Annotated in this window: 18 protein-coding genes; 4 read left to right on the plus strand and 14 right to left on the minus strand. The window is 69.0% G+C overall.

What is annotated here, in order from left to right:
- Window positions 1–70: 70 nt before the first annotated feature.
- Window positions 71–976: a DNA ligase gene (locus AC3WR5_RS02520; RefSeq protein ID WP_492481594.1), complete on the minus strand. Its 906-nt coding sequence runs from the start codon at window positions 974–976 to the stop codon at window positions 71–73.
- Between the two features lie 227 nt (window positions 977–1,203).
- On the opposite strand from AC3WR5_RS02520, the gene AC3WR5_RS02525 reads away from it, so the two are divergent.
- Window positions 1,204–2,730 carry a methyl-accepting chemotaxis protein gene (locus AC3WR5_RS02525; RefSeq protein ID WP_492481596.1) on the plus strand — a complete coding sequence of 509 codons (1,527 nt, stop codon included), beginning with the start codon at window positions 1,204–1,206 and terminating at the stop codon, window positions 2,728–2,730.
- 83 nt (window positions 2,731–2,813) lie between these two features.
- Here the strand turns inward: AC3WR5_RS02525 and AC3WR5_RS02530 are convergent, their stop codons facing one another.
- Window positions 2,814–3,188: a DUF779 domain-containing protein gene (locus AC3WR5_RS02530; RefSeq protein ID WP_492481598.1), complete on the minus strand. Its 375-nt coding sequence runs from the start codon at window positions 3,186–3,188 to the stop codon at window positions 2,814–2,816.
- Between the two features lie 61 nt (window positions 3,189–3,249).
- Window positions 3,250–4,770: an acetaldehyde dehydrogenase ExaC gene (exaC, locus tag AC3WR5_RS02535; protein WP_141287226.1), complete on the minus strand. Its 1,521-nt coding sequence runs from the start codon at window positions 4,768–4,770 to the stop codon at window positions 3,250–3,252.
- A 308-nt stretch (window positions 4,771–5,078) separates the two neighbouring features.
- Between exaC and AC3WR5_RS02540 the strand changes: the two genes are divergently transcribed.
- Window positions 5,079–7,040: a sigma-54-dependent Fis family transcriptional regulator gene (locus tag AC3WR5_RS02540; RefSeq protein ID WP_492481601.1), complete on the plus strand. Its 1,962-nt coding sequence runs from the start codon at window positions 5,079–5,081 to the stop codon at window positions 7,038–7,040.
- A gap of 6 nt (window positions 7,041–7,046) precedes the next feature.
- Here the strand turns inward: AC3WR5_RS02540 and AC3WR5_RS02545 are convergent, their stop codons facing one another.
- Both AC3WR5_RS02545 and AC3WR5_RS02550 read right to left on the minus strand, forming a co-directional pair.
- Window positions 7,047–7,760, minus strand: a complete 714-nt coding sequence (locus AC3WR5_RS02545) for a riboflavin synthase subunit alpha (protein ID WP_492481603.1) — start codon at window positions 7,758–7,760, stop codon at window positions 7,047–7,049.
- Window positions 7,761–7,847: 87 nt separating this feature from the next.
- Window positions 7,848–8,894 (minus strand): CE1 family esterase, encoded by a 1,047-nt coding sequence (locus AC3WR5_RS02550; RefSeq protein WP_492481605.1) that lies wholly within the window; start codon window positions 8,892–8,894, stop codon window positions 7,848–7,850.
- 285 nt (window positions 8,895–9,179) lie between these two features.
- Here AC3WR5_RS02550 and AC3WR5_RS02555 point away from each other — a divergent pair, with 285 nt between their 5' ends.
- A complete protein-coding gene (locus AC3WR5_RS02555; protein WP_492481607.1) occupies window positions 9,180–9,926 on the plus strand; it encodes an acyloxyacyl hydrolase in 747 nt (248 codons plus the stop codon).
- A gap of 20 nt (window positions 9,927–9,946) precedes the next feature.
- Here AC3WR5_RS02555 and AC3WR5_RS02560 read toward each other — a convergent pair whose 3' ends face one another.
- Genes AC3WR5_RS02560 through AC3WR5_RS02575 form a run of 4 tightly spaced genes read right to left on the minus strand, consistent with a single transcriptional unit; the run spans window position 9,947 to window position 15,166 of the window.
- The gene (locus AC3WR5_RS02560) at window positions 9,947–10,666 is read right to left on the minus strand and encodes a phosphatase PAP2 family protein (protein WP_492481609.1); all 720 of its coding nucleotides are present in this window, start codon (window positions 10,664–10,666) and stop codon (window positions 9,947–9,949) included.
- The gene (locus AC3WR5_RS02565; RefSeq protein WP_492481611.1) at window positions 10,663–12,288 is read right to left on the minus strand and encodes an ArnT family glycosyltransferase; all 1,626 of its coding nucleotides are present in this window, start codon (window positions 12,286–12,288) and stop codon (window positions 10,663–10,665) included. The genes AC3WR5_RS02560 and AC3WR5_RS02565 overlap by 4 nt, the downstream gene beginning before the upstream one ends.
- Before the next feature lie 11 nt (window positions 12,289–12,299).
- Window positions 12,300–13,346: a glycosyltransferase family 2 protein gene (locus AC3WR5_RS02570; RefSeq protein WP_231012241.1), complete on the minus strand. Its 1,047-nt coding sequence runs from the start codon at window positions 13,344–13,346 to the stop codon at window positions 12,300–12,302.
- On the minus strand, window positions 13,343–15,166 hold the full coding sequence (locus AC3WR5_RS02575) for a phosphatase PAP2 family protein (protein WP_492481613.1): 1,824 nt from the start codon (window positions 15,164–15,166) through the stop codon (window positions 13,343–13,345). The genes AC3WR5_RS02570 and AC3WR5_RS02575 overlap by 4 nt, the downstream gene beginning before the upstream one ends.
- 87 nt (window positions 15,167–15,253) lie before the next feature.
- Between AC3WR5_RS02575 and AC3WR5_RS02580 the strand changes: the two genes are divergently transcribed.
- Entirely contained in the window at window positions 15,254–16,444 is a 1,191-nt protein-coding gene (locus tag AC3WR5_RS02580) for a DNA alkylation repair protein (RefSeq protein WP_231012237.1), read from the plus strand.
- A 6-nt stretch (window positions 16,445–16,450) separates the two neighbouring features.
- On the opposite strand, the gene AC3WR5_RS02585 is transcribed toward AC3WR5_RS02580, so the two are convergent.
- The 5 genes from AC3WR5_RS02585 to polA all read right to left on the minus strand — a co-directional run bounded on the left by AC3WR5_RS02585 (window position 16,451) and on the right by polA (window position 23,511).
- A complete protein-coding gene (locus tag AC3WR5_RS02585; protein WP_141288876.1) occupies window positions 16,451–16,963 on the minus strand; it encodes a SixA phosphatase family protein in 513 nt (170 codons plus the stop codon).
- A 5-nt stretch (window positions 16,964–16,968) separates the two neighbouring features.
- Complete coding sequence (gene ppk1 / locus AC3WR5_RS02590; RefSeq protein ID WP_375140593.1) at window positions 16,969–19,158, minus strand: polyphosphate kinase 1; 2,190 nt, start codon at window positions 19,156–19,158, stop codon at window positions 16,969–16,971.
- Window positions 19,159–19,223: 65 nt separating this feature from the next.
- Window positions 19,224–20,138, minus strand: coding sequence for a UDP-2,3-diacylglucosamine diphosphatase (locus AC3WR5_RS02595; RefSeq protein ID WP_141288877.1), 915 nt, complete (start codon window positions 20,136–20,138; stop codon window positions 19,224–19,226).
- Window positions 20,139–20,207: 69 nt separating this feature from the next.
- Entirely contained in the window at window positions 20,208–20,624 is a 417-nt protein-coding gene (locus AC3WR5_RS02600; protein WP_375140594.1) for a PaaI family thioesterase, read from the minus strand.
- A 124-nt stretch (window positions 20,625–20,748) separates the two neighbouring features.
- Window positions 20,749–23,511: a DNA polymerase I gene (gene polA / locus AC3WR5_RS02605; RefSeq protein WP_492481617.1), complete on the minus strand. Its 2,763-nt coding sequence runs from the start codon at window positions 23,509–23,511 to the stop codon at window positions 20,749–20,751.
- Window positions 23,512–23,566: the final 55 nt, after the last annotated feature.

The raw sequence follows: 23,566 nt of genomic DNA on the forward strand, positions 1-23,566 counted from the left end.
CCAAGCAGGCCGTGCGACCCGCTCGGCGGGTGGTTCCGCGTACCCGCGGAACCGGATGCCCCATCTCTCTTCAGGTGCCTGCATCGCGCAAGCGCAGCAGCGTCGCAAAGCGCGGCAATCCGGTGTCAGTCTGGCCGCGCCAGCTGTAGCTCAGGCGGCTGCCCAGCGGCGGCGGGCTGCGGCGCTGCGCGTCGCTCAAGCCCGAGCCGAGCAGGAAGACGTGGCCGTCGTCATTGCGCACGCGCAGCGCGCCGACCTGGCCGGCGTATTTGCCCTTGCCCGGCACGTGGCCGATGACCACCGCATCGGCGTCCTGCACCGGCTTGAACTTCAGCAGCACGCCGTTGCGGCCGGTCAGGTACGGCGCGTCGGCCAGGTGCAGCGCCAGGCCTTCGCCGCCGGCAGCAACCACCTCGTCCAGCCGCTGCTGCAAGGCGATGCGGTCGGCCACCTGGAACTGCGCAACGGCCCGCACCGGACCGGGTCCGTCCGGTGGCGCCAGCGCGGCAAGCCTGGCCGCGCGCTGCGCGAAGCTGCCGTCGCCACCCGGCAGTTCGAACACGCGGTACTGCAGCGCGCGCCAGCCGGCGTCGCTCGGATCACCCCGCCGCAGCAGCGCTGAAACTTCATCGAAGCGCCCACGGCCCAGCCACAGCTCGCCGTCCAGCGGCTGCGCTGGCAGTTGCGCCAGGAACCAGGCCGGAGCCTGGATCTCGCCACCGCCGCGAAAGCGCAGCCGGCGGCCATCCCACAGCCCACGCACGCCGTCGAACTTCTCGCTGACCAGGTAGGGCGCTGGCGACACGTCCGGCCCGAGTTCCCGCGCCAGCAGCAGCACGGGCGCACCGGCTGTAGCCAGTGCGGCCACCGGCTGGGCCGGCATGGGCAGCGCTGAGGTGGACGGCAGCGCCGCAGCGGCCACCAGGGTGGTCGAAATGCCGCCCAGCAGGGCCAGCGCGACAGGAGGAACAGGCATGGAAGGCAACCTCGGATCGAAGCGGTGAAGCAGGAAGCGGCCGAAAAGCCGCTCGGCCATTGTTCCCACTCGCCTGGGTGCCGCCCATCCACCGGAAGGGGGAATTCGGCCCTGTGCGACCTGAATCTCAGGGCATGCCATGCCGCCCAGAGCGTCGCTGTTGCGTCATCATGCGGTGGTGCCAGGCTTGCCTGCATCTGCACAGCCCGCGCACAGGAGGTTTCGCCATGAACCTAAGCCGGAAAGTGCCGCTCGCCTTTGCGATGGCCTTGCTGCTGACCCTGGCCGCAGGCCTGGGCGGACTCTGGGCAGTGGGCCGCTCCCTAGACATCTTCCACGCCGAGGTGCAGCAGCAGGTGGCCCATGAGCGCGCCGTGGCCGCCATCGCCCAGCACTTCAAAACCCAGGTGCAGGAATGGAAGAACGTGTTGCTGCGCGGCGCCGATGCGGCGGCGCTGGACAAGCACTGGACGGCCTTCGTGCAGGAGGAAAAGGCAGTGGCCGACGGCGCCGCCTGGCTGCGGAGTGACCTGGGCGAAACCCATCTGCAGGCCTTGCTCGACCGGTTCCTGACAGCGCACCGCAAGATGGCCAGCGGCTACCGCGAAGGCCTGGAGAAGTTCAAGGCTGCAGGCCAGCAGCCACAGGCTGGCGACCAGGCGGTGCGCGGCGCGGACCGCGAACCCAGCCAATTGCTGGAAGCTCTGGAAAGGGAGATCGCCACGCTCAGCGCGGCCACCGCCAGCAACGCCTACGCCGCCGGCCAGCGGGCCGCAGGCTGGAGCCTGGCGCTGATGCTGCTGGCCGCGCTGCTGGGCGTGATCATTGGCGTGCTGCTGAGCCGTGCGGTCGTACGACCCTTGATGCATGCCATCGACATGGCCGCCGAAGTCGCCAGAGGCAATCTGGCGCGCACCATCCGTGCAGCCGGCCGCGATGAACTGGCCCGGCTGCTGCAGGCGCTGGCCCACATGCAGGGCCAGTTGCGGCAACTGGTCAGCGAGGTGCGCGGCAATGCTGAAGGCGTGGCCATGGCCAGCGCGGAAATCGCGCAGGGCAACAGCGACCTGGCCGCCCGGACGGAAGCCCAGGCAGCCGCGCTGCAGCAGACCGCCTCGTCAGTGGGGCAGCTCAGCGAGACACTGCGCGGCAATGCCGAACATGCCAAGCAGGCCAGTCAGCTGGCACAGCTCGCCAACGAGGTGGCCGAACGCGGTGGCCAGGCAGTGGGCCAGGTGGTGCAGACCATGCAGGACATTGCCGGCGACTCGCATCGCATCGCGGACGTCACCAGCATGATCGACGCCATCGCCTTCCAGACCAACATCCTGGCGCTGAATGCGGCCGTCGAAGCGGCCAAGGTGGGCGAACATGGCCGCGGTTTTGCCGTGGTCGCCAGCGAGGTGCGCGGCCTTGCCCAGCGATCAGCCGATGCGGCGCGCGAGATCAAGCAGTTGATCCAGGCCAGCGCCGAACGCGTGGCGCGAGGCGATGCCCAGGCCAGCCAGGCCGGTGCAACGATGGACGAAGTGGTCGGCGCGATTCACCGCGTGACGGCACTGGTGGCGGAAATCAGCCGCGCCAGCGATGCTCAGAGCAGCAGCCTGTACCAGGTGAGCGAGGCCATCGACCGCATGGACCAGGGCACCCAGCAGAACTCGGCGCTGGTCGAAGAAACCAGCGCTGCTGCCGAAAGTCTGAAGGGGCAGGCCGATCAGCTGGTGGCCACGGTGGGCGTCTTCAAGCTGGCTTGATGCTGCTCCCGGACCTGCTTCTCGTCAGGCCCACCGAGGGGGATGAGAAAACCCGGGGGCTGCCGGTCGCTCTCCCATGAGGCTCAGGCTGGCAGGCCCTGCACCGAAAGCACCTGCCACTCCTCGTCCGTCCACAGCCGGGTCAGGCTGACGAAATGCACGCCCTCCGGGTCTTCCAGCGAATAGCTGCCCTGGCTGCCCGCTCGCACGTCCAGCGTAAGCTGCATGCCCAGCAGGTATTCACATTGCGAGCGGCTGACGTGGAACGGCACGCCGCCGACGGCGCCCAGTTGCACGTCGCCGGCATTCAGCGTCAGGTCGCCCGGTGCGCAGCACATCGGGTGGCTGCCTTCGCAGCAGCCGCCGGCCTGGTAGAAAAAGATCCCCGCCCCGTGCCTTTCCTTCAGGTGCGCCACCAGCGCCAAGGCGGCGTCGGTGGCGATCACGCGTTCGATCATGGCTTGCGCTTCCCGATGAAAAAAGCGGCCCGCAGGCCGCTCGTGCATGACAGCGTGAAGTTCAGAAGAAGCCCAGCTTGTTCGGGCTGTAGCTGACCAGCAGGTTCTTGGTCTGCTGGTAGTGGTCCAGCATCTGCTTGTGGGTCTCGCGGCCGATGCCCGATTCCTTGTAGCCGCCGAAGGCTGCATGCGCCGGGTAGGCGTGGTAGCAGTTGGTCCATACGCGGCCGGCCTGGATGCCACGGCCAAAGCGGTAGGCACGGCTGCCATCGCGGGTCCACACGCCAGCGCCCAGGCCGTACGGCGTGTCGTTGGCAATCTGCATGGCTTCGGCTTCATCCTTGAAGGTGGTCACGGCCAGCACCGGGCCGAAGATCTCCTCTTGGAAGATGCGCATCTTGTTGTGGCCCTTGAACAGCGTGGGCTGGATGTAATAGCCGCCGGCCAGGTCACCCTCCATCTTCGCCGCGCCGCCGCCGATCAGCACCTGCGCGCCTTCCTGCTTGCCCAGCTCCAGGTAGGACATGATCTTGTCCATCTGCATCGACGAAGCCTGCGCACCCATCATCGTGTCGGTGTCCAGCGGGCTGCCTTGCTTGATCGCGGCCACACGCTTGATCGCCCGGTCCATGAACTTGTCGTAGACCGATTCCTGGATCAGCGCGCGGCTGGGGCAGGTGCAGACCTCGCCCTGGTTGAACGCGAACAGCACCAGGCCTTCGATGGCCTTGTCGAAGAAGGCATCGTCGGCAGCAGCCACGTCGTCGAAGAAGATGTTCGGGCTCTTGCCACCCAGTTCCAGCGTCGCCGGGATCAGGTTGCTGGCCGCCGCCTGCGCGATGACGCGGCCGGTGGCCGTGGAGCCGGTGAACGCGATCTTGGCGATGCGCTTGCTCTGCGCCAGCGGCATGCCGGCCTCGCGGCCAAAGCCGTTGACGATGTTCAGCACGCCGTCTGGCAGCAGGTCGGCGATCAGCTCGGCCAGCACCAGGATGCTGACCGGCGTGGACTCGGCCGGCTTCAGCACCACGCAGTTGCCTGCGCCCAGTGCCGGTGCCAGCTTCCAGGCCGCCATCAGGATGGGGAAGTTCCACGGAATGATCTGGCCGACCACGCCCAGCGGCTCGTGGAAGTGATAGGCGATGGTGTCGTCGTCGATCTGGCTGAGCGTGCCCTCCTGCGCCCGCAGGCAGCCGGCGAAGTAGCGGAAGTGGTCGGCCGCCAGCGGGATGTCGGCATTGAGCGTCTCGCGCATCGGCTTGCCGTTGTCCACCGACTCGGCGTAGGCCAGCTTCTCCAGGTTCTGTTCGATGCGGTCGGCAATCTTCAGCAGCACGTTGGCGCGCGTGGCGGCCGGCGTGGCAGCCCACTTGGCGGCGGCGGCGTGTGCAGCGTCCAGCGCCAGCTCGATGTCGGCCTCGGTCGAACGTGCGGCCTGGGTGAAGACCTTGCCATTGATCGGCGTAATGACGTCGAAATACTGGCCGCCCACTGGCGCGACGAACTTGCCGCCGATGAAGTTGTCGTAGCGCGCCTTGAAGCCGACGGGGGCACCAGCGGTTCCGGGAAAGGCATACAGCATGCGTTTGTCTCCTGCGTTGTTGGATGAAGAGGGAAGCGACCCGACGTTTGCGTGTGGGGAAACGGGGCCTGCCCTGGCTTGCTCTGCACGCGACATGCCAACGGCAGCTGGGCCTTGTTTGTGCCGGGAACAGGCTGATCCTGCGCAAATCCGGGTCAAACAGCGGCCATGGCCTGCGCCAATGTGTCGCACACCGAAACCCTGTGCCGAAACGGAACAGCTCGCCTGCGGCACTGGCGGAAGACCCTCTAGGCGAGGGCGGTCGGCATGGCTAACCTTGGCCCGACACCGCCTTCGAACCTGCCGCCATGCACCCTGCCCTGACCCCCGTCCTCTCCCCCGCCCAGGTGCGCGAGGCCCACCGGCAGCTCAACAGCAGCGGCGAGGTGTCCGCGCAACTGCTGGGCCCCGTGCTGGCGCGCTCCTGGCAGCGCAGCGCCGCAGCCGGCCTGTCGCCCACGGCACGCCCGGCGGGCGCGCCGCATGCGTCCTCGGCCCAGTTGCGCCAGGCGCTGGAACAGCAGCGCGAACTGCTGGCCCACGCGCTGCCGGTGATGAACTTCCTGCATGAGCAGACCCAGGACAGCGACGGCATGCTGGTGCTGGCCGACCCGGACGGGCTGCTGCTGCACTCGCTGGGCGACCTGCAGTTCATGCACCGCGCAGAGCGCGTGGCGCTGCGCCCGGGCGCCAACTGGCACGAGTGCTGGCGCGGCACGAATGCGGTTGGCACCGCGTTGGTCGAGGCCCAGCCGCTGGTCGTGCACGGCGGCGAGCACTTCCTGGAGCGCAATGCCTTCCTGACCTGCGCCGCCGCGCCCATCCACGACTCGCAAGGCCGCCTGCTGGGCGCTCTGGACCTCTCAGGCGACCACCGCGGCTACCACCGCCACACGCTGGGCCTCGTGCGCTCGGCCGTGCGCATGATCGAGCACAGGCTGTTCGAGACCCGCCATGGCGACCAGCTGCGGCTGCGGCTGCACAGCCAGCCCGAGGGCCTGTCCACGCTGACCGAAAGCCTGCTGGCGCTGTCGGGCGACGGCTGGGTGACGGGCGCGAACAAGGCCGCGCTGGCACTGCTGGGCCAGCCCTGGCAGACCCTGGGTGGCCTGCCCATCGAACAGTTGCTGGAGGTGTCCATGGACCGCCTGATGGCCAGCGCCCAGCGGGCCGGCGGCGCGCCGCTGCGGGTGCAGACCGTGCACGGCCAGGCCTTGTGGCTGCGCATCGAACCGGGCCAGGCCAGCCTCGGCACGCCGGCCATGGTGTTCGCGGCCCAGCCGGCGCCCATCGCGCTGCCCGCCCCGGCGCCGGCCGACGAACTGGCGGCGCTGGACACCGGCGACCCCACGCTGCACGCGGTGCTGGCCCGCGCGCGCCGGGTGCTGGACAAGCCGATTGCGCTGCTGCTGCAGGGCGAATCCGGCGCTGGCAAGGAGGTGCTGGCGCGGGCGGTGCACCGCAGCGGGCCGCGGCGCGCGCAAGCCTTCGTGGCGGTCAACTGCGCGGCGCTGCCGGAAAGCCTGATCGAGGCCGAGCTGTTCGGCTACCGGCCCGGCGCCTTCACTGGCGCCAGCCGCGAAGGCGCTCCCGGCCGCATCCGCGAGGCGGACGGCGGCGTGCTGTTCCTCGACGAGATTGGCGACATGCCGCTGGCCATGCAGGGCCGGCTGCTGCGCGTGCTGCAGGACCGCCTGGTGGTGCCGCTGGGCGGTGGCAAGCCGGTGGCCGTGGACATCCAGCTGATCTGTGCCACCCACCATGCGCTGCGCGAGCAGATGCGCACCGGCCAGTTCCGCGAAGACCTGTACTACCGGCTCAATGGCCTGACGCTGCAACTGCCACCGCTGCGCGAGCGCCAGGACCTGGAGGCGCTGGTGCAACGCATGCTGCAGGAACTGGCACCGGGGCAGGACGTGCAACTGTCACCGGAACTGGCGCAGCGCTTCGCCAGCTACCGCTGGCCCGGCAACCTGCGCCAATTGGCCAATGCACTGCGCACTGCCTGCGCGCTGATGGAGCCTCACGAGACGCAGGTCACCTGGGCGCACCTGCCCGATGACCTGGCCGAGGACCTTCGTGCCTGTGCACCGCTGCGGGAGACGGCGCCTGCAGCAGTGGAAACTGCCATCGACCTGCGCGAGCTTGCGGTCCGCACCGTGGAGCGGGCGCTGAAGGAGAGCGACGGCAATCTCTCGGAAGCCGCCCGCCGGCTGGGCATCAGCCGCAACACGCTGTACCGCAAGCTCAGGGCTGCGCGGTCCAGCTGAAAAAACTCAGCTGAGGCCCTTGAGCTTGGGCAGCGGGCCGGCCAGTTCCTCGGCGCTGCTGCCCTGCTGCTTCAGCAAAGCTTCCAGCGCCGGCATCAGCGGGCCCAGGCGTTCGTCGAGTGCGTCGCGCACGGTGTCGACAAAAACCTGCGTGCTGCGCTCGATCTCGATGTTCAGCGTGTCGCCCGGCTGCTTGTCGCCAAAGGTGGTCATGCGCAGCGTCTCGGGAATCAGCCAGACCTCGAACCAGCCCTCGGCACGGTTGGCCTCGGCGACCGTCAGGCTGGCGCCGTTGATCGCGATGTAGCCCTTGGCGAAGATGTAGCGCATCCACGGCTGCGGCACCTGGATGCGCATCACATGGTTGTTCTCGGGCTGGCGCACCGAGGCCAGCGTGGCCTTGAAATCCACATGGCCGGACAGCGGGTGGCCGCCGATCTCGGCGCCGTCGCGCGCCGCGCGCTCCACGTTCAGCGGGCTGCCTTCGCTCAAGGCGCCCAGCGTGGTCAGCGACAGGCTTTGCTGCATCACGTCGAAGTCGGCCGCGTTGTCGCCATGCAGCTCGGTGACGGTCAGGCACACGCCGTCGCACGAAACGCTGGCGCCAATGCCCAGATCCTGCGCGAAGCCGTCGGGGAACTGCAGCCGGAAGCTGCGCAGCCCTGGTTTGTCCTGGATGCTGGCCACCTGGGCCACGCCTTGCACAATGCCGGTGAACATCCGAAATCCCAATGAAAAAACTGGCGCGAGCTTAGCAGCCCGGGCCAGTTTCGGTGGCGGGCGCCGAGGCGCCCATGCTGGGGGTGATTACTTCAGGCCAGCCGTGGAGGCCAGGCTTTCTTCCTGGTCCAGGATGCCGGTGCCGGAAGAGAAGCCCATTTGCGCAGCCAACGAATCGACGCCGTGACCCGCGCCATGAATGCGCTTGAGCACCAGCTTGCCGCCGCAGTTGGACCAGGTGTCGACGTTGCCGCTGTTGGTCGGCGAGGCAGCCACAGTCTCGCCGCACATCGCCGTCGCGCGGACTTGCTGCTGGACCTGTTCGTTGATCACCTGGTCATTGACCCAGGCATCGCCGGCCGCGTAGATCAGGACCTGGTTGATGGTCCACAGGTCATCGCCCCAGTTCGACGCCCCGGTGATCGGGTCGTAGGTCCGCATCACCGGATCGCTGTCGCCAATGATGCCCATGTACGGCGCCACCGCCTTGCCGGCGGCAGTGCCAGCGGGATCGCACACCGCTGCACCGGTCGAGAAGTCCACCGAGGCCGGGCCGGCCAGGGACACATAGGAATCAAACGTGGCGTTGGACTCGCAGTACATGCGGTTGGTCATCGCGCCGCCCATGGAGTGGCCCATCAGCGTGATCTTGCTGATGCCGTAGTCCGCGCGCAGCTTGGCAGCCAACCCAATCAGGAAGGCCTTGTCGTCCTGGCCGGAGGTCATCACCCGGTTGCTCCAGGTCGTCGCGCCGTCCTGCCCGGCAATGTGCTGCCCCTGGGGAAACACGAGCATCACGTGATTGTTTTCCAACCAGGTCCAGTTGATGGTCGACGATGCCAGGTCGGTCTGCGAAGTGTTCAGGCCGAGCTGGTAGGAGATGGAGACGTTGTTCCCGCCGCCGCCGTGCAGCGCAACGATGGCCCGGGTCGCGCCCTTGGGCTTGTAGATGTTGATCTGTTGTGGGTAGGCAGCACCGGTGCTGCTGGTGACGTGCACGTTGGTGATCAACTCGTCAGTACCCGACGGCGCCACGTCGTTGTCGCTTCCACCACCGCAGGCGGACAGCAAGGCGACAGAGGCCAGCATGGTGGTCACGGCAAGCGCGCGGACCCGGGAGATGCGATGGAACATGGAAAGACTCCGAAAGGCTGTTGGTATGACCCGCTCAAAAAAACCTCCGCCAACCCACCCAAGAGTGGCGGGCCACAAGCTGTGGCCAAGAGATTCCGCAGCGGTGAATGGATGGCATGACGGTAGCACCGGGCCCCTGGCCCACCCATTCGCTTGCGACCCGACGTAATGTAGGACAACGCCCTTATGAGATGTCGGCCGACAACGACGTGGAAAAAACCTGTGACTCTTTGTCAGGGAAGCCGTGAGCGGGCGCGCTCCGGGCGTCGCTGGCAGAATCCACCGATGCCCTGCCTGCCCTCCCCCATCTCGCCGCGCGCCAAGCGCGCGTTCGGCCGCACCTTTGGCCACTCCATCAGCACGCGGCGTGCCCGCTTCGGCGCCCAGGCTGTCGCCTGCCTGTCGGTCCTGCTGTCCGCGCCGTTGATGGCGCAAACCGCGCCCGCCACGCCCAAGGAACATGCATCCAGCAATGGCCTGCGCGCCGTGGCCGTGGCCGGCACGCTCGCCAGCTGGGCCTATGCCTGGTGGGAAGGCGCACCATTCACGCGCTGCGACGGCGCGCCGCGCTGGCAGTTCCGCGGCAACGTGGCCAAGGACGACGAACTCCGCGTGGCCACCGTGGGTGCCGCCTACGGCGAATGCCAGATGCTGACTGCTGGTGGCTGGAGCCTGAGCAACCAGACCAACTTCTCGGTCAGCCGCTGGAGCGCGCAAGGCGATGTGGCCTTCGCGAAGAATGCCTGGGACGTGGCGATCGTGCCGCTGGTGCACTGGCAGCGGCCGGCCTTTGGCGCCACGCGCATGGAAGTCGAATTCGGCATCGGCCCGGCCTGGCTGAGCCAGACCAACATCGGCGACCGCCAGAAAAGCACCCAGTACCAGTTCTCCGACCACCTGGGCCTGAACCTGGTGGACGCCGGCGGCGCCTGGCGCGTGGGCCTGCACTGGCGGCACATCAGCAACCTGGACATCAAGACGCCGAACAACGGCGTGGACTTTGCCGGCGTCGTGGTCGCGTTCAGCCTCTGACCCGCAAGAACCGCCGGCCTTCAAGCCGCTGAGGCCTGCCGCCGCCGGCGGCGTCTGAGCCGCCAGCGCAGCCAGCCGGCGCGCACCAGCAGCGCACAGCCCCAGATCGCCAGGCCAGCGAACACCACGTCGCTGAGGAAGTGGCCGCCCTGGACGATGCGGACGGCGCCGATCAATGCGCCAGCCGCCATGCCGGCGCGCCACCAGCGCCGGCGCACCGCAGGCGCGGCCATCAGGCCCACGGCCATCAGCACGAAGCCGGTGGCCGCATGGCCGCTGACGAAGGAGCAGTTGGTGCGGCAGCCGCTGGACGGCAACAGCGCCATGCTGAACACCTTCTCGCCGCCGAACTGCAGGATGTGAACCGGCCGCGGCCGGCCCCATTGCTCCTTCAGTGCGCCGTGCACCAGCACCACCACGCCCAGCAGCATGACCAGCGCCAGCGCCCAGCCGCGCCGGCCGTGACGCAGCCGATGGCCCGGCGAACGGCGCCAGCTGCGCCAGGCGCTCCACAGCGCATAGAGGAACACCGCCCAGCCGACCGCCGTGGTGCCGCGGTAGATCGCCCGTACCCACCACCAGTGGTCACCCGGGAAGTGACCCTGGCCGTCGTAGAACCAGCCGGCCACCTGCAGGTCCAGCTGCGGCCAAGCCGAAAACACCGTGCCCGCGACCAGCAGCGCCAGCAGCCAGGCCAGCGCCTCGCGATGCCGCGCGCGCCGCCACCAACCGGTCTTCATGGCGCGGCTTGCGCCACCGAGGTGGCAGCCGGTGCAGCAGCACGCCACAGGATCAGCGCATAGCCCCGCTCGGCATACAGCGGGATGTAGCGCCCGCCGGCCTGGGCGATCAGCTTGGGCAACTGGTCCAGCCGGACCAGTGCCAGTTCGCCATCATGTGGCGCGCGGCGCGGCGTGGACTGGCCGCGGTAAAGCGCAAAACTGGGCTGGTGCAGGCCCCATTGCACCGCCGGCTCGTTGCGCTCCGCGGCAATGGCCGCGGCGCGCTTGATCGGGCCTTGCAGCAGGTCGCCCCACCACGGCAGCGCCACGCCCAGTGCCACCACCGCAATCACCAGCGCCGAAACGCCGCTGCGCAGCGCCAGCGTCCACCCCGGTCGGTTCAGCTGGGTCATCAGGAACAGCACGGCCAAGGCCGCCAGCCCGCTGAGCCAGGCCAGCCACGGCGAGGCATGCTGGCCTTCCAGCACCGCCTTGTAGAGCGGGTGCGTGACCTGCGGCAGCCACCAGCCCATGGCCAGCGCCGAGCCGCACAGCAGCGCCAGCAACAGCAGCAGGCTGACGGTCAGCGCCGCACGCATCGTGGTGCCCGCTTCGGCCAGCGTGATGGCCATCAGCAGCACCAGCGGCGTGGCGCCATACAGCGCGTAGTGCGGCAGCTTGGTGCCCGAGAGCGAGAAGAACACGATCACGAAACCGGCCCACAGCAGCAGGTAGCGCTGCAGCGGGTCTGCCCAGTGCCGCTTCACACGCGCCAGCACGCCGGCCAGCAGCGGCGCCCACGGCAGCAGCAGCAGCGGCACCACCACCAGGTAGTAGCCGATGCTGCCCCCGTGCTGCTCCAGCGGGCTGGTGTAGCGCGCCAGGTTGTGGCGGATCAGGAAACCGTCGATGAAGGCCTGGCCGTGGCGGTGCAGCGCATAGGCGTACCAGGGCACCGCAATGCCCAGCATCAGCAGCCAGGCGACTGGATCGGCCATCGCCCGGCCCAGCCTGGCCAGCGCAGCCCGCCACGGCAGCGAGCAGAACAGCCACAGCAGCAGCGCGGCGCCTGGCACCACGATGGCCACCGGCCCCTTGGTCAGCAGGCCCAGGCCCATCCAGGCATAGGCGCGGCGCAGCGCCGACTTGGAGTCGCTGGACAGCCAACGCCAGCCGTCCAGCGCGGTCAGTGTGAGCAGCAGGTTCAGCAGCGCATCGGCGGTCGCGGCGCGGCCGATGATCAGCACGCCCAGCGAGGTGGCCAGCATCACCGTCGCGCTCACCGCCACCTGCCTGCCCAGCCGCGGCAATGCGAACTGCGCCAGCACCAGCGCCCACAGCCAGCCGCTGAGGGCAGACGGCAGCCGCATCGCGAATTCGCCGACGCCGAAGGCCGACGCGCTGAGCGCCTGCAGCCAGTACACGCCGATGGGCTTGTCGAAGCGCGGCTCGCCGTTCAGCGTGGTGTGCAGCCAGTCGCCGCTGGACAGCATCTCGCGCGTGGCTTCGCTGAAAGCGCCTTCGTCCACATCGAACAGCGGCGCTCCGCCCAGCCGCCACAGCGCCAGCGCCAGCAACACCAAAGCCAGCAGCGCCCATTCGTTGCGGCTGAGCTTTCCGGCCGGCGCCGGCTCTGACATGCCAGCAGCCATCATGCGTGCCAGCCCTCGCCGTCCGCCACCGGCGGCGTGGCCATCAGGTGGTACTGGCGGGCATGGCTGCCGTCGAAGTAGATGCGGATCAGCAGCTCGGACAGCACGCCGGTCAGCAGGAACTGCAGCCCGCCCATCACGCAGAAAAAGCCGACGAACAGCAGCGGCCGGCCGCCGATGGATTCACCCAGCAGCTTCAGGATGCCCAGGTAGCCCAGCACCGCCGAGCCAAAGCCCAGCACCGCCAGGCCGACCGCGCCGAAGAAGTGCCCCGGCCGCGCGCCGAAATTCAGGAAGAAGTAGACCGACAGCAAATCGACGATGACGCGGAAGGTGCGCGACAGGCCGTACTTGGATTCGCCATGCTCGCGGGCACGGTGGTTCACCGGCTCCTCGGTCATGCGGTCCGGCGTGGTCACGGTGGCCAGCCAGGCCGGAATGAAGCGGTGCATCTCGCCATACAGCCGCACCTCGCGCAGCACCGAGGTGCGGAAGGCCTTCAGGCTGCAGCCCAGGTCCTTGAACTGCATGCCGGTGATCTTGCGGATCAGCCGGTTGGCAATCATCGACGGCAGCCGGCGCAGCGCAAAGCCATCCTGCCGCTTCTCGCGCCAGCCAGCCACCATGTCCATGTTCTCGATCAGCAGCCGCGCCACCATGCGAGGGATGTCGCGCGGGTCGTTCTGCAGGTCGCCGTCCATGGTCACGATGACGTCGCCGCGCGCCGCGTCGATGCCGGCCTGCATGGCCGCGGTCTGGCGGAAGTTGCGCAACAGGCGCAGCACGCGGATGTGCGGGCCGACCGTGGCCGCATGGCGCTGCAGCGCGGCGCCCGTGCCATCCCGGCTGCCGTCGTCCACGACGATCAGCTCCCACGGGTGCGGATAGGCCTGCAGCGCCGCCTGCACCGTGTCGATCAGCGGCCTGACGTTATCGATCTCGTTGTACATCGGCACCACCACCGACAGGCGGTGCGGCGGCGCCGGGTCGGCCGGCAGCGCGGGAGCGGCGCCGATGTAGGCGTTGGAAACAGGCGAATCGGTCATGGAAGGGGGCGGTCTGCGGACCGCTGGGAAGCAGTGACGTTGGCGGCGTCGGCCGCGAAATCGGTCTTGAAAGAGGTGCGCCGCGGCAGCAGCATGGCCACGCCGCGGTACAGCGCAAAGCTCAGCAAGGCCACGGCCAGGCTCAGCGCATGCACCGCCAGCGCGGCACTGGTCAGGCGCGCCGGCTCGGCAGCCACCTGCAGCCATTGTCCCGCAGCCCAGATGGCCGCTTCGTAACTGCCCACGCCGGCCGGCGCCTGGATCGGCAAGGCCACCGCCAGTTCGCCCGCCACTGCGGCGCTCACGCCCGCCAGCCAAGGCAGCGGCGCCAGCAAGGCCAGCCCGCCACCCAGCACCAGCAGCTTCAGGCACCAGTTGGCCAGGCACAGCAGCCAGCCCAGCCTGTCGTCCCGGTGCGCCAGCAGGCCAGCCTGCAAGGCCTGCCAGCGCGGCAGCTTGGCGCCCAGCCAGTTCGACAGCCGGGGCAGCAGCACCAGCAAGACCAACAAGGCACCTGCCACCGCGCCCAGCCTTAGCCACGGCGAGCCGGGCAACAGGCAGGCCAGGCCCAGCAGGCCGAGCACGCAGGCATCCTGCAGCCGCAGCCACACCAGGCTGCGCAAGGCGTCGGCCACCGGAATGCCGAAGCGGCGGTTCAGCAGCCACGGGTAGCCAGCCTCGCCAGCACGCATCGGCAGCACCAGCAAGGCGGCGTTGTGGGCCAGGAACAGGTCCACGCTGTCGTGCAGCGTGAGCATGGGCTGGCCCGGCCGGTTCGCGCGGCCCCAGTTGCCCCATTCGCGGCGCAGGCGCTCGGCACGCAGGGCGTAGCTGCCCCACAGCCCGGCGCACAAGGCCAGCCAGGCCCAGGCCGGCAGGCCGCGCAGCGCCTCGGCCACCGGCTGCCAGCTGGCATTGCGCAGCAGCACCGCCAGCGCCAGCCCGGCCAGCAGGCAGGGCAGCACCAGCCTGGCTGCGCGCGCATCGGTGCCGGCCGGCGCGTCCGCGCTCTGCCAGCGGGAGACTGCGCTGCACAGCGACATCAGCGCCAGCGTCCACTGCAGCGGCTGGGCGATCGGGTAGCCGGTCTTCTGCACCAGCATCGCCACCGCCAGCAGCAATTCCAGCACCGCCAGCAGCCGCCGGCCGCGCAGCAGGTTCAGCCAGCGCTGCAGCGGGCTGCGCTGCGCCAAGGCCAGCGCGATCAGGCCGCTGAGCAGGCCCAGGCCGGCGCCGGCCAGCACGTCAGACGGCCAATGGGCGCCAACCGCCACGCGCGACAGCGCCACCAGGGCCGCAACGCCGAACACGGCCACCTGCTGCCAGCGGGCCCAGCCCATCGCACTGGCCAGCAGCGCGGCCATTGCAAACGCGGTGAGCGAATGGCCGGACGGCATCGACGGTGAATGCACGATGGGCTCGCCGATCACCCACAACTGATCTGCCGTCCACAGCTTGGGCGGGCGTGGCGAGCGCACCAGGTTCTTCGGCAGGTGAGTCAGCAGCGCGGCCACCGGAATGCACCACAGCGCCGCGGCCAGCGCCGCCTGCCGGGTCCGGTCCAGCGCCATCACCACCATCAGCGTGCTCAGGCCCAGTCCCGCCACGCTGAGGCCAGCCCAGATCCCGGCCGTCCACGCATCGGGCCTGCCGGCCGCCTGGTTGCCCAGCCGGAACAGCGCGTGGTTCAACTCTGGCCGCAGTTGCAACGCCGTGCCCGCCAGGATCAGCAGGAAAGCAATGCCAAGGGACCACCAGGGCGTTTGGGAAGAACGCAACGGCGATTCGCCAGCGACGTTCGGGTCGGGAGAAGACGGCATGTGGGGCGGGAGATTTGGCCGGCATGATGCCAGAGCGGCACCCGCCCACGCGCTTCGCGCGCCGGGAGGCTGAACTATGCTCGCCCGATGGTCGACACCTCCACCTCCCTCCTGGCTGCCGCCGAGGCCAAGGCCGCCGCGCCACTGCTCAAGCACCGCCTGCACACCGGCAGCATTGCCGCCGCCGCCCACCACCTGAAGCTTCACGAGTGCCGCTTCGACAGCGCCCGCTTCACGCAACTCGCCAGCGACGGCCTGGAAGCGCTGGAACTGAAGGCCAGGGCGATGCAGATCGCCGCCGCGCTGGACGCCACCTTGCCGGCCGACTTCGACGCCGCCTGCCAGATGGTCGAGCGCGCGCTGGCGCCCGCCGTGTCCCCGGACGCCTCCAGCAGCGGCGACGCCAGCAGCGCAGGCCTGGCCGGCTGGATCGTCTGGCCACTGGGCGACTGGGTGACACGCCGCGTGGCGGCCGATCCCGCGAACCTGGACCGCGGCCTGCAGGCGCTGCACGCGCTCACGCAGCGCTTCACGGCCGAGTTCGCCATCCGCCCGCTGCTGCGTGACCACCAAGCGGCGGTCTTCGCCACGCTGCAACGCTGGGTGGACGACCCGAACGAGCATGTGCGCCGCCTCTGCAGCGAAGGCAGCCGCCCCCGCCTGCCCTGGGGCCTGCGACTGCAGGCACTGGTGCGTGACCCTTCGCCCAGCCTGCCGCTGCTGGGCCGGCTGCAGGACGACCCCAGCGCCTACGTGCGCCGCAGCGTGGCCAATCACCTGAACGACATTGCCAAGGATCATCCGGCCCTGATTGCCGACTGGCTGGGCAGCCACCTGCCCGGCGCGCCGGCCGAACGCCGCGCGCTGCTGCGCCATGCCAGCCGCAGCCTGATCAAGTCAGCCGACGTGCGGGTGCTGGCCGCCTGGGGCCAAGGGCAGGCGCTGGTGGGCGACGCGACGCTGGCGATCTCACCTGCCCGCATCACGCTGGGCGGCGCGGTGCAGCTGCGTGCCACGCTGCGCAGCACCGCGGCCGAGCGCCAGACCTTGCTGGTCGACTACCTGGTGCATCACGTGAAAGCCGACGGCCGGACCAGCGCCAAGGTCTTCAAGGGCTGGCAGCGCGAACTTGGGGCCGGCGAGACGCTGCTGCTGCAGCGCAGCCACGCCCTCAAGCCCATCACCACGCGGCGCTACTACCCGGGGCTGCACAAGGTCGAGCTGCAGGTCAACGGCGCGGTCGTCGCCGAGGCCAGCTTCGAGTTGCTGCCTGGCTGAGCCTGATCAGATTTGCTCGGGGGTGCGGACAGCAACCAGCACCACCTCGCCGCGCTCCTCGCGCGGCCGGTAGCGCAGCCACCACACGCCGCCCTTCTTCACGGCCCAGGGCAGCATCGCCGGGTCTTCGCTGCCGTCCTCGGCCCTGAAGGTCGCCGCCGCCATGCGCGGGCCGATCATCAGGTAGGCCGCGGCCAGGCCCAGCGTGGGCTGGTGGCCGACGACCAGCACAGGCTCCTTGGCATCCGGCCAGCGCGCGGCGGCCAGCAAGCCTTCGACCGTGCCGTCCGGGCCCAGCGTCTCGACCGTCTTGAAGCGCCGGCCCAGCGCATGCGCGGTCTGCTGGGTGCGCTTGGCCGGGCTGACCAGCACCCGCGTGCGCTCCGGCAGGAAGCGGTTCAGCCACTCGCCCACCCGCCGCGCATGGCGCTCGCCCTTGGTGGTCAACGCCCGCTCCAGGTCGGGCAGCTCGGCCGCGGTTTCATCGGCTTCGGCGTGGCGCCAGAGGATCAGGTCCATGGGTGTCAGGCGGTGCTGCGAGAGGAGTAGAGCTGCATCAAGGCCTGCTGCACGCTGATGCCTTCGCTGGACACGCGCTGGTAGCTGCCATCGGGTTGCTGCAGCCAGGCGTCGCGGGTGTCGTGCAGGTAAGGCACCAGGCATTCGTCGATCACGCGCTGGCGCAGCCTGGGGTCCCGCACCGGCCAGGCCAGCTCGATGCGGCGGAACATGTTGCGGCTCATCCAGTCCGCACTCGACAGGTACAGCGCCTCTTCCTCGTCGCCATCGCCCCAGCGGAAGTACAGCACCCGCGAATGCTCCAGGAAGCGGCCGACCACCGAGCGCACCCGGATGTTGTCGGTCTGCCCCGGCAGGCCTGGCGGCAGCATGCAGGCGCCGCGCACGATCAGGTCGATCTGCGCACCGGCCTGGCCGGCACGCATCAGCGCCTGGATCAGCGCCGGGTCGGTCAAGGCATTGCACTTGACGACGATGCGCCCACCGTAGCCGGCGGCCGACGCTGCACCGACCTGCTCGATGTGCCGCATCAGGCGGTCGTGCAGCACGAAGGGCGCGGTCAGCAGCTGGCGCGGCGGGCCCAGACGGGTCAGGCTGCCAATCTGCTGGAACACGGCCTCGGCATCGGCGGTGATGCGCGGGTCGGCCGTCAGGTAGCCCAGGTCGGTGTAGAGCCTGGCCGTCTTGGGGTTGTAGTTGCCGGTGGACAGGTGCACATAGCGGCGCATCTTCACGCCGCCGCGCTTGCTGGCCTCGCGGCGGGTGACCAGCAGCAGCTTGGCATGCGTCTTCAGGCCGACGATGCCGTAGACCACCTGCACGCCCACCGCTTCCAGCCGGTCGGCCCAGTTGACATTGGCCTCCTCGTCGAAGCGCGCCTTCAGCTCCACCACCACGGTGACTTCCTTGCCGCGCCGCGCCGCCTCGATCAGCAGGTCCATCAGCACCGACTGCGCGCCGGTGCGGTAGATGGTCTGGCGGATCACCAGCACGTCCGGGTCCAGCACGGCTTCGCGCAGGAACTCGACCACCGGGTCGAAGCTTTCGAACGGGTGGTGCAGCAACACGTCGTGTTCTCGCACCACGCTGAGGATGGATTCGCCGCGGCGCAGCCGCCGCGAGGGCCAGCGCGGCTCGTGTGGCGGGAAACGCAGCTGCACGCCGGGCACGTCGTCGGCCTGGTCGATCAGCTGGTTCAGCCGTACCAGGTTGACCGGGCCGTCCACGCGGTAAAGCGCCGCCTCGGGCAGCTTGAACTGCTCCAGCAACAGGCGCCACAGCTCCTCGGGGCAGCTGCTCACCACTTCCAGCCGGATGGCCTGGCCGTAGTGCCGCGTGGTCAGCCCGGTGCGCACGGCCTGGCGCAGGTTGACGGTGTCGTCTTCGTCGACTTCCAGGTCCGAATCGCGGGTCACGCGGAACTGCGAGAAGGCCTCGACGGTGCGGCCGGGAAAAAGGTCTTCCAGGTGCGCCCGGATCACGCTGGAAAGCATCACAAAGCCTTGCTGGCCCGGCGCGCAAACCTCCGCCGGCAGGCGGATCACGCGCTGCAGCACGCGCGGCACCTTGACGATGGCAATCGTGCTCTCGCGGCCGAAAGCATCGCGCCCGCCCAGCCGGGCGATGAAGTTCAGCGACTTGTTGGCCACCTGCGGGAACGGATGCGTCGGGTCCAGGCCCACCGGCATCAAGAGCGGCCGCAGCTCGCGCTGGTAGAAGCGCGAGACCCACTCGCGCTGCTCGGGCGTGCGTTCGGCGTGGTTGATGATCTCGATGCCGTGCTGGCGCAGCGCCGGCATGACCTTGGTGTTGAACAGCGCGTACTGCTCGTCGATCAATGCATGGGCTCGCGCGGCCAGCGTGGCCAGGTCGTCACGGCTGGCATCGCCGCCGGCGGCCCGGGCAGCCTCCAGCGTGTCGGCAAAACGCACCTCGAAGAATTCGTCCAGGTTGGACGATACGATGGTCACGTAGCGCAGCCGCTCCAGCGGCGGCACATCCGGGCGCTGGGCCTGGGCCAGCACCCGGCGGTTGAAGGCCAGGATGGCCTGCTCGCGGTTCAGCAGCGGCGGCAGCCCGGGGGCTGCGTCGGCCGGCGAGGCCAGCGGTGCCGCCGGCGTGCTCATTTGCGCAGGCACGACAGGCGCTGTCTCGGTCGGTTGGGCAGCATCACGTAAGGCAGACTCAGCACTCATGCGGGCAGTTTATGAACTTTATGTGACGACGCCGTGACGCTGTCACAAATGCGAAGCTGGCGCCATCAGGCGCCCGCCACCAGCGCCGGCTGGCTCGCCGGAACCGGCGCTGCGAAGTCGGGACGCTGCACGCCGTCGACCAGTGCCAGCTGGCCGTCCAAGTGCTCGACCAGCGCGCTGAGGCTCTCGACCCAGTCGCCATCGTTGGCGTAGAGGATACCGTCGATGTCGCGCAACTCGGCATGGTGGATGTGGCCGCAGACGACGCCTTGCACCCCGCGCTTGCGCGCCTCGCGGGCCAGCGCGCCCTCGAAGTCCGCCACGTAGCTGACCGCGCGCTTGACCTTCAGCTTCAGGTACTTGGACAGGCTCCAGTACGGCAGGCCCAGCTTGGCGCGCCAGTGATTGAGGTAGCGGTTCAGCTTCAGCGTGAACTCGTAGGCAGAGTCGCCCAGGTAGGCCAGCCACTTGGCACACTGGATCACGCCATCGAACAGGTCGCCGTGAGTGACCCACAACTTGCGGCCGTCAACGGTCACGTGCACCCAGTCTTCCACCACCTCAATGCCGCCAAAGCTGTGGCCCAGGTACTTGCGGGCGAACTCGTCGTGGTTGCCCGGCACGTAGATGACCCGCGTGCCCTTGCGCGCCATGCGCAGCAGCTTCTGCACCACGTCGTTGTGCGCCTGCGGCCAGTACCAGCTGCGGCGCAGTTGCCAGCCGTCGACGATGTCGCCAACCAGGAACAGCGTCTCGCACTCGGTCACACGCAGGAAGTCCAGCAGCGCCTGCGCCTGGCAGCCCGGGGTGCCCAGGTGCACGTCCGAGATCCACACGGTGCGGAAGCGGTGCCGTGGCGAGGGCGCGTCGGCACCGTCATGCTCGTCTGACAGCAGCGTGGCACGCGCCAGCGAAGCAAGGTCAGGCGGCCGGGGTGCTGCCGGCGTGGCCGGCGCGGAGGGCAGGAAGGCGGTCTGCATGGCTTCCCATGCTGGGCCGGCGCAGTGACGCAAGCATGACCGCGAGATGAAGCCGCCGTGACGTGGGCTTCAAGCTGCAGGCGCTGGGTACAGCACCATCTGCGTGCAGCGGAACATCGCAATCGTCTTGCCGGTGTCGCGGTGCGTGACCACCGCGTCCCAGACCTGCGTGGTGCGGCCGCCGTGCAGCATGGTCGCGGTGCAGGCAATCATGCCTTCCAGCGCGGTGCCCAGGTGGTTGGACTTCAGCTCGATGGTCGTGAAGCCCTTCGCGCCCTTGGGCAAATTGGCCGCACAGCCGTAGCCGCAGCAGGTGTCTGCCAGCGTGACGATGCTGCCGGCGTGCAGGTAACCGTTCGGCGCCATCACCTCCTGGCGCACCGGCATCTCGGCCTTCACCTGCTCGCCCACCTCCAGGATGCGAATGCCCATGTGGCCGGGCAAGGTGCGCATGCCGCGGGCGTTGAATTCTTCTGCGTCCATCATCGTTTCAGTCCTCCAAACTTGACCACACCGCACCCCACGCAGCTGGCGCCGAGCCGCCTCAAGGCGGCTGCGCAACACGCCCGGCGGGTGGCCTTGCGTACTCGCGAGGCCGGGTGCGCCATTCTCAATGGGCCTCGTCCCAATTGGCGCCGACGCCAACTTCGGCAATCAAAGGCACCTTGAAGGCTGCAACACTGGCCATCAGGCGCGGCACTGCTTCCTTGGCCCAGTCCAGCTCATGTTCAGGCACCTCAAAAACCAGTTCGTCGTGCACCTGCATCACCATGCGCGTGGCGCGCTGCTCCTGGTCCAGCTCGCCCTGCACCGCGATCATCGCCAGCTTGATCAGGTCGGCCGCGGTGCCCTGCATCGGCGCGTTGATGGCCTGGCGCTCGGCGCCGCTCTTGCGAGGGCCGTTGCCGCCATTGATCTCGGGCAGGTAGATGCGGCGGCCGAACAGGGTTTCGACATAGCCGAGCTGGCGGGCCGATTCCTTGGTTTCCTCCATGTAGCGCTTCACGCCGGCAAAGCGCTCGAAGTAGCGGTCGATGTAGTTCTTCGCCGCCTTCTGGTCGATGCCCAGGCTCTGCGCCAGGCCAAACGCGCCCATGCCGTAGATCAGCCCGAAGTTGATGGTCTTGGCATAGCGGCGCTGCTCGCTGGTGACCGCGCCCGGCTCGGTACCGAAGACTTCCGAAGCGGTGGCGCGGTGCACGTCCATGCCTTCGCTGAAGGCGCGCGTCAGGCCGGGGTCGCCGCTGATGTGGGCCATGATGCGCAACTCGATCTGCGAATAGTCGGCGCTGACGATGCGGTGGCCCGGCGGCGCGATGAAGGCCTCGCGCACGCGACGGCCTTCCGCGGTGCGGATCGGAATGTTCTGCAGATTCGGGTCGTTGCTCGACAAGCGCCCGGTGACCGCCACCGCCTGCGCGTAGTTGGTGTGCACGCGGCCGGTCTGCGGGTTGACCATCAGCGGCAGCTTGTCGGTGTAGGTGCCCTTGAGCTTGGACAGGCTGCGGTGCTCCAGCAGCTTGGCCGGCAGCGGGTAGTCGGCCGCAAGCTCCTGCAGCACTTCTTCGTCGGTGGAAGGCGCGCCGCTGGCGGTCTTCTTCTTGACCGGCAGGCCCAGCTTGGTGAACAGGATCTCGCCGATCTGCTTGGGCGAACCCAGGTTGAAGGGCTGGCCGGCGATCTCGTAGGCCTCGCGCTCCAGCGCGATCATGCGTTCGGCCAGCTGGCGGCTCTGGTCCGCCAAGCGCTGCGGGTCGATCAGCACGCCGTGGCGCTCCACGCGCTGCAGGATCAGGCTGACCGGCATCTCGATCTGCTGGTAGACGTTCAGCAGCCCTGGCTCGGCCTGCAGCTGCGGCCACAGGTCCTGGTGCACCTGCAGGCACATCTCGCTGTCTTCGCCGCTGTAGGTCGTCGCGCGTTCCACGTCCACCTGCGAGAACGGGATCTGGTTCGCGCCCTTGCCGCACAGGTCCTCGTAGCTCAGGCCCTTGCGGTCCAGGTGGCGGTCGGCCAGGCTTTCCAGGCTGTGCGGCTTGTGGGCTTCCAGCACGTAGCTCTGCAGCAGCGTGTCATGCGCGATGCCGCGCAGCGCCACGCCATGGTTGTTGAACACGTGCAGGTCGTACTTCAGGTTCTGGCCCACCTTGGCCGCCGCCGGGTCTTCCAGCCAGGGCCTGAGCTGTTCCAGCACGGTCTCCAGCGGCAGCTGGTCAGGCGCACCGGGGTAGTCGTGGCCGGTCGGCACGTAGGCCGCGCGGCCGGGCTCGATGGCAAACGAGATGCCGATGATGCGGGCGCGCACCGGGTCCAGCGAATCGGTCTCGGTGTCGACGGCGGCCAGCGGCGCGGCGCGCAACTGCGCGATCCATGCCTCCAGCCGCTCCAGCGTGCTGACGGTTTCATACTCGCGGGCCAGCACCGGGCGCTCCGGGCGCGGCACCGCGGCCGCTGGCGCAGCGGCAGGCGCGCTGCCCGCGCTGTCATCGGTCGCCACGCCCAGCTTGCCTTCCAGCTCCTTGGTCCAGCTGCGGAAGCCGTAGCGCTGGTAGAAGGCCAGCAGGCCGGCGTCGTCGATCGGGCGCAGCGCTAGCGCGTCCAGCTTCGGGTAGTCGACCAGGTGCTTGGCCAGGTCGCAATCGGTGCGGATGGTCACCAGCTTGCGGCCGGTGGGCAGCCAGTCCAGCGCCTTGCGCAGGTTCTCGCCGGCCACGCCCTTGATGCTGGCCGCCGCGGCGATCACGCCGTCCAGCGAACCGTGCTCGGCGATCCACTTGGCAGCCGTCTTGGGGCCGACCTTTTCGACGCCGGGCACGTTGTCCACCGCGTCGCCCATCAGCGTCAGGTAGTCGACGATGCGGTCCGGCGGCACGCCGAACTTGGCCAGCACGCCGGCCTCGTCCAGCGACTCGTTGCTCATCGTGTTGATCAGCGTCACGCCCGGCCGCACCAGCTGCGCCATGTCCTTGTCGCCGGTGGAGATCACGACCTTGTGCCCGGTGGCGTGCCCGGCACAGGAGAGCGTGCCGATCACGTCGTCCGCCTCCACGCCCGGCACCTCCAGCACCGGCCAGCCCAGCAGTCGCACCACCTCGTGGATCGGTGCGATCTGGGTGCGCAGGTCGTCGGGCATGGGCGCGCGCTGGGCCTTGTATTCGGGGTACCACTCGTCGCGGAAGGTCGGGCCGGAAGCGTCGAACACGCAGCAGGCGTGCTCGGCACCGACCTGCTCGCGCAGCCGCTTCATCATCGCCACCATGCCGTGCAGCGCGCCGGTGGGCACGCCTTCCGGGCCGCGCAGGTCCGGCAGCGCGTGGTAGGCACGGTAGAGGTAGCTGGAACCGTCGACCAGCAACAGGATCTTGTCGTTCATTCAGAAAGCTTTCAGGCGGCGCAAGACGCGCCGCAGCGCGCCTGTGAAGGCTTGC

Source organism: Ideonella sp. FW305-24 (assembly GCF_058788035.1).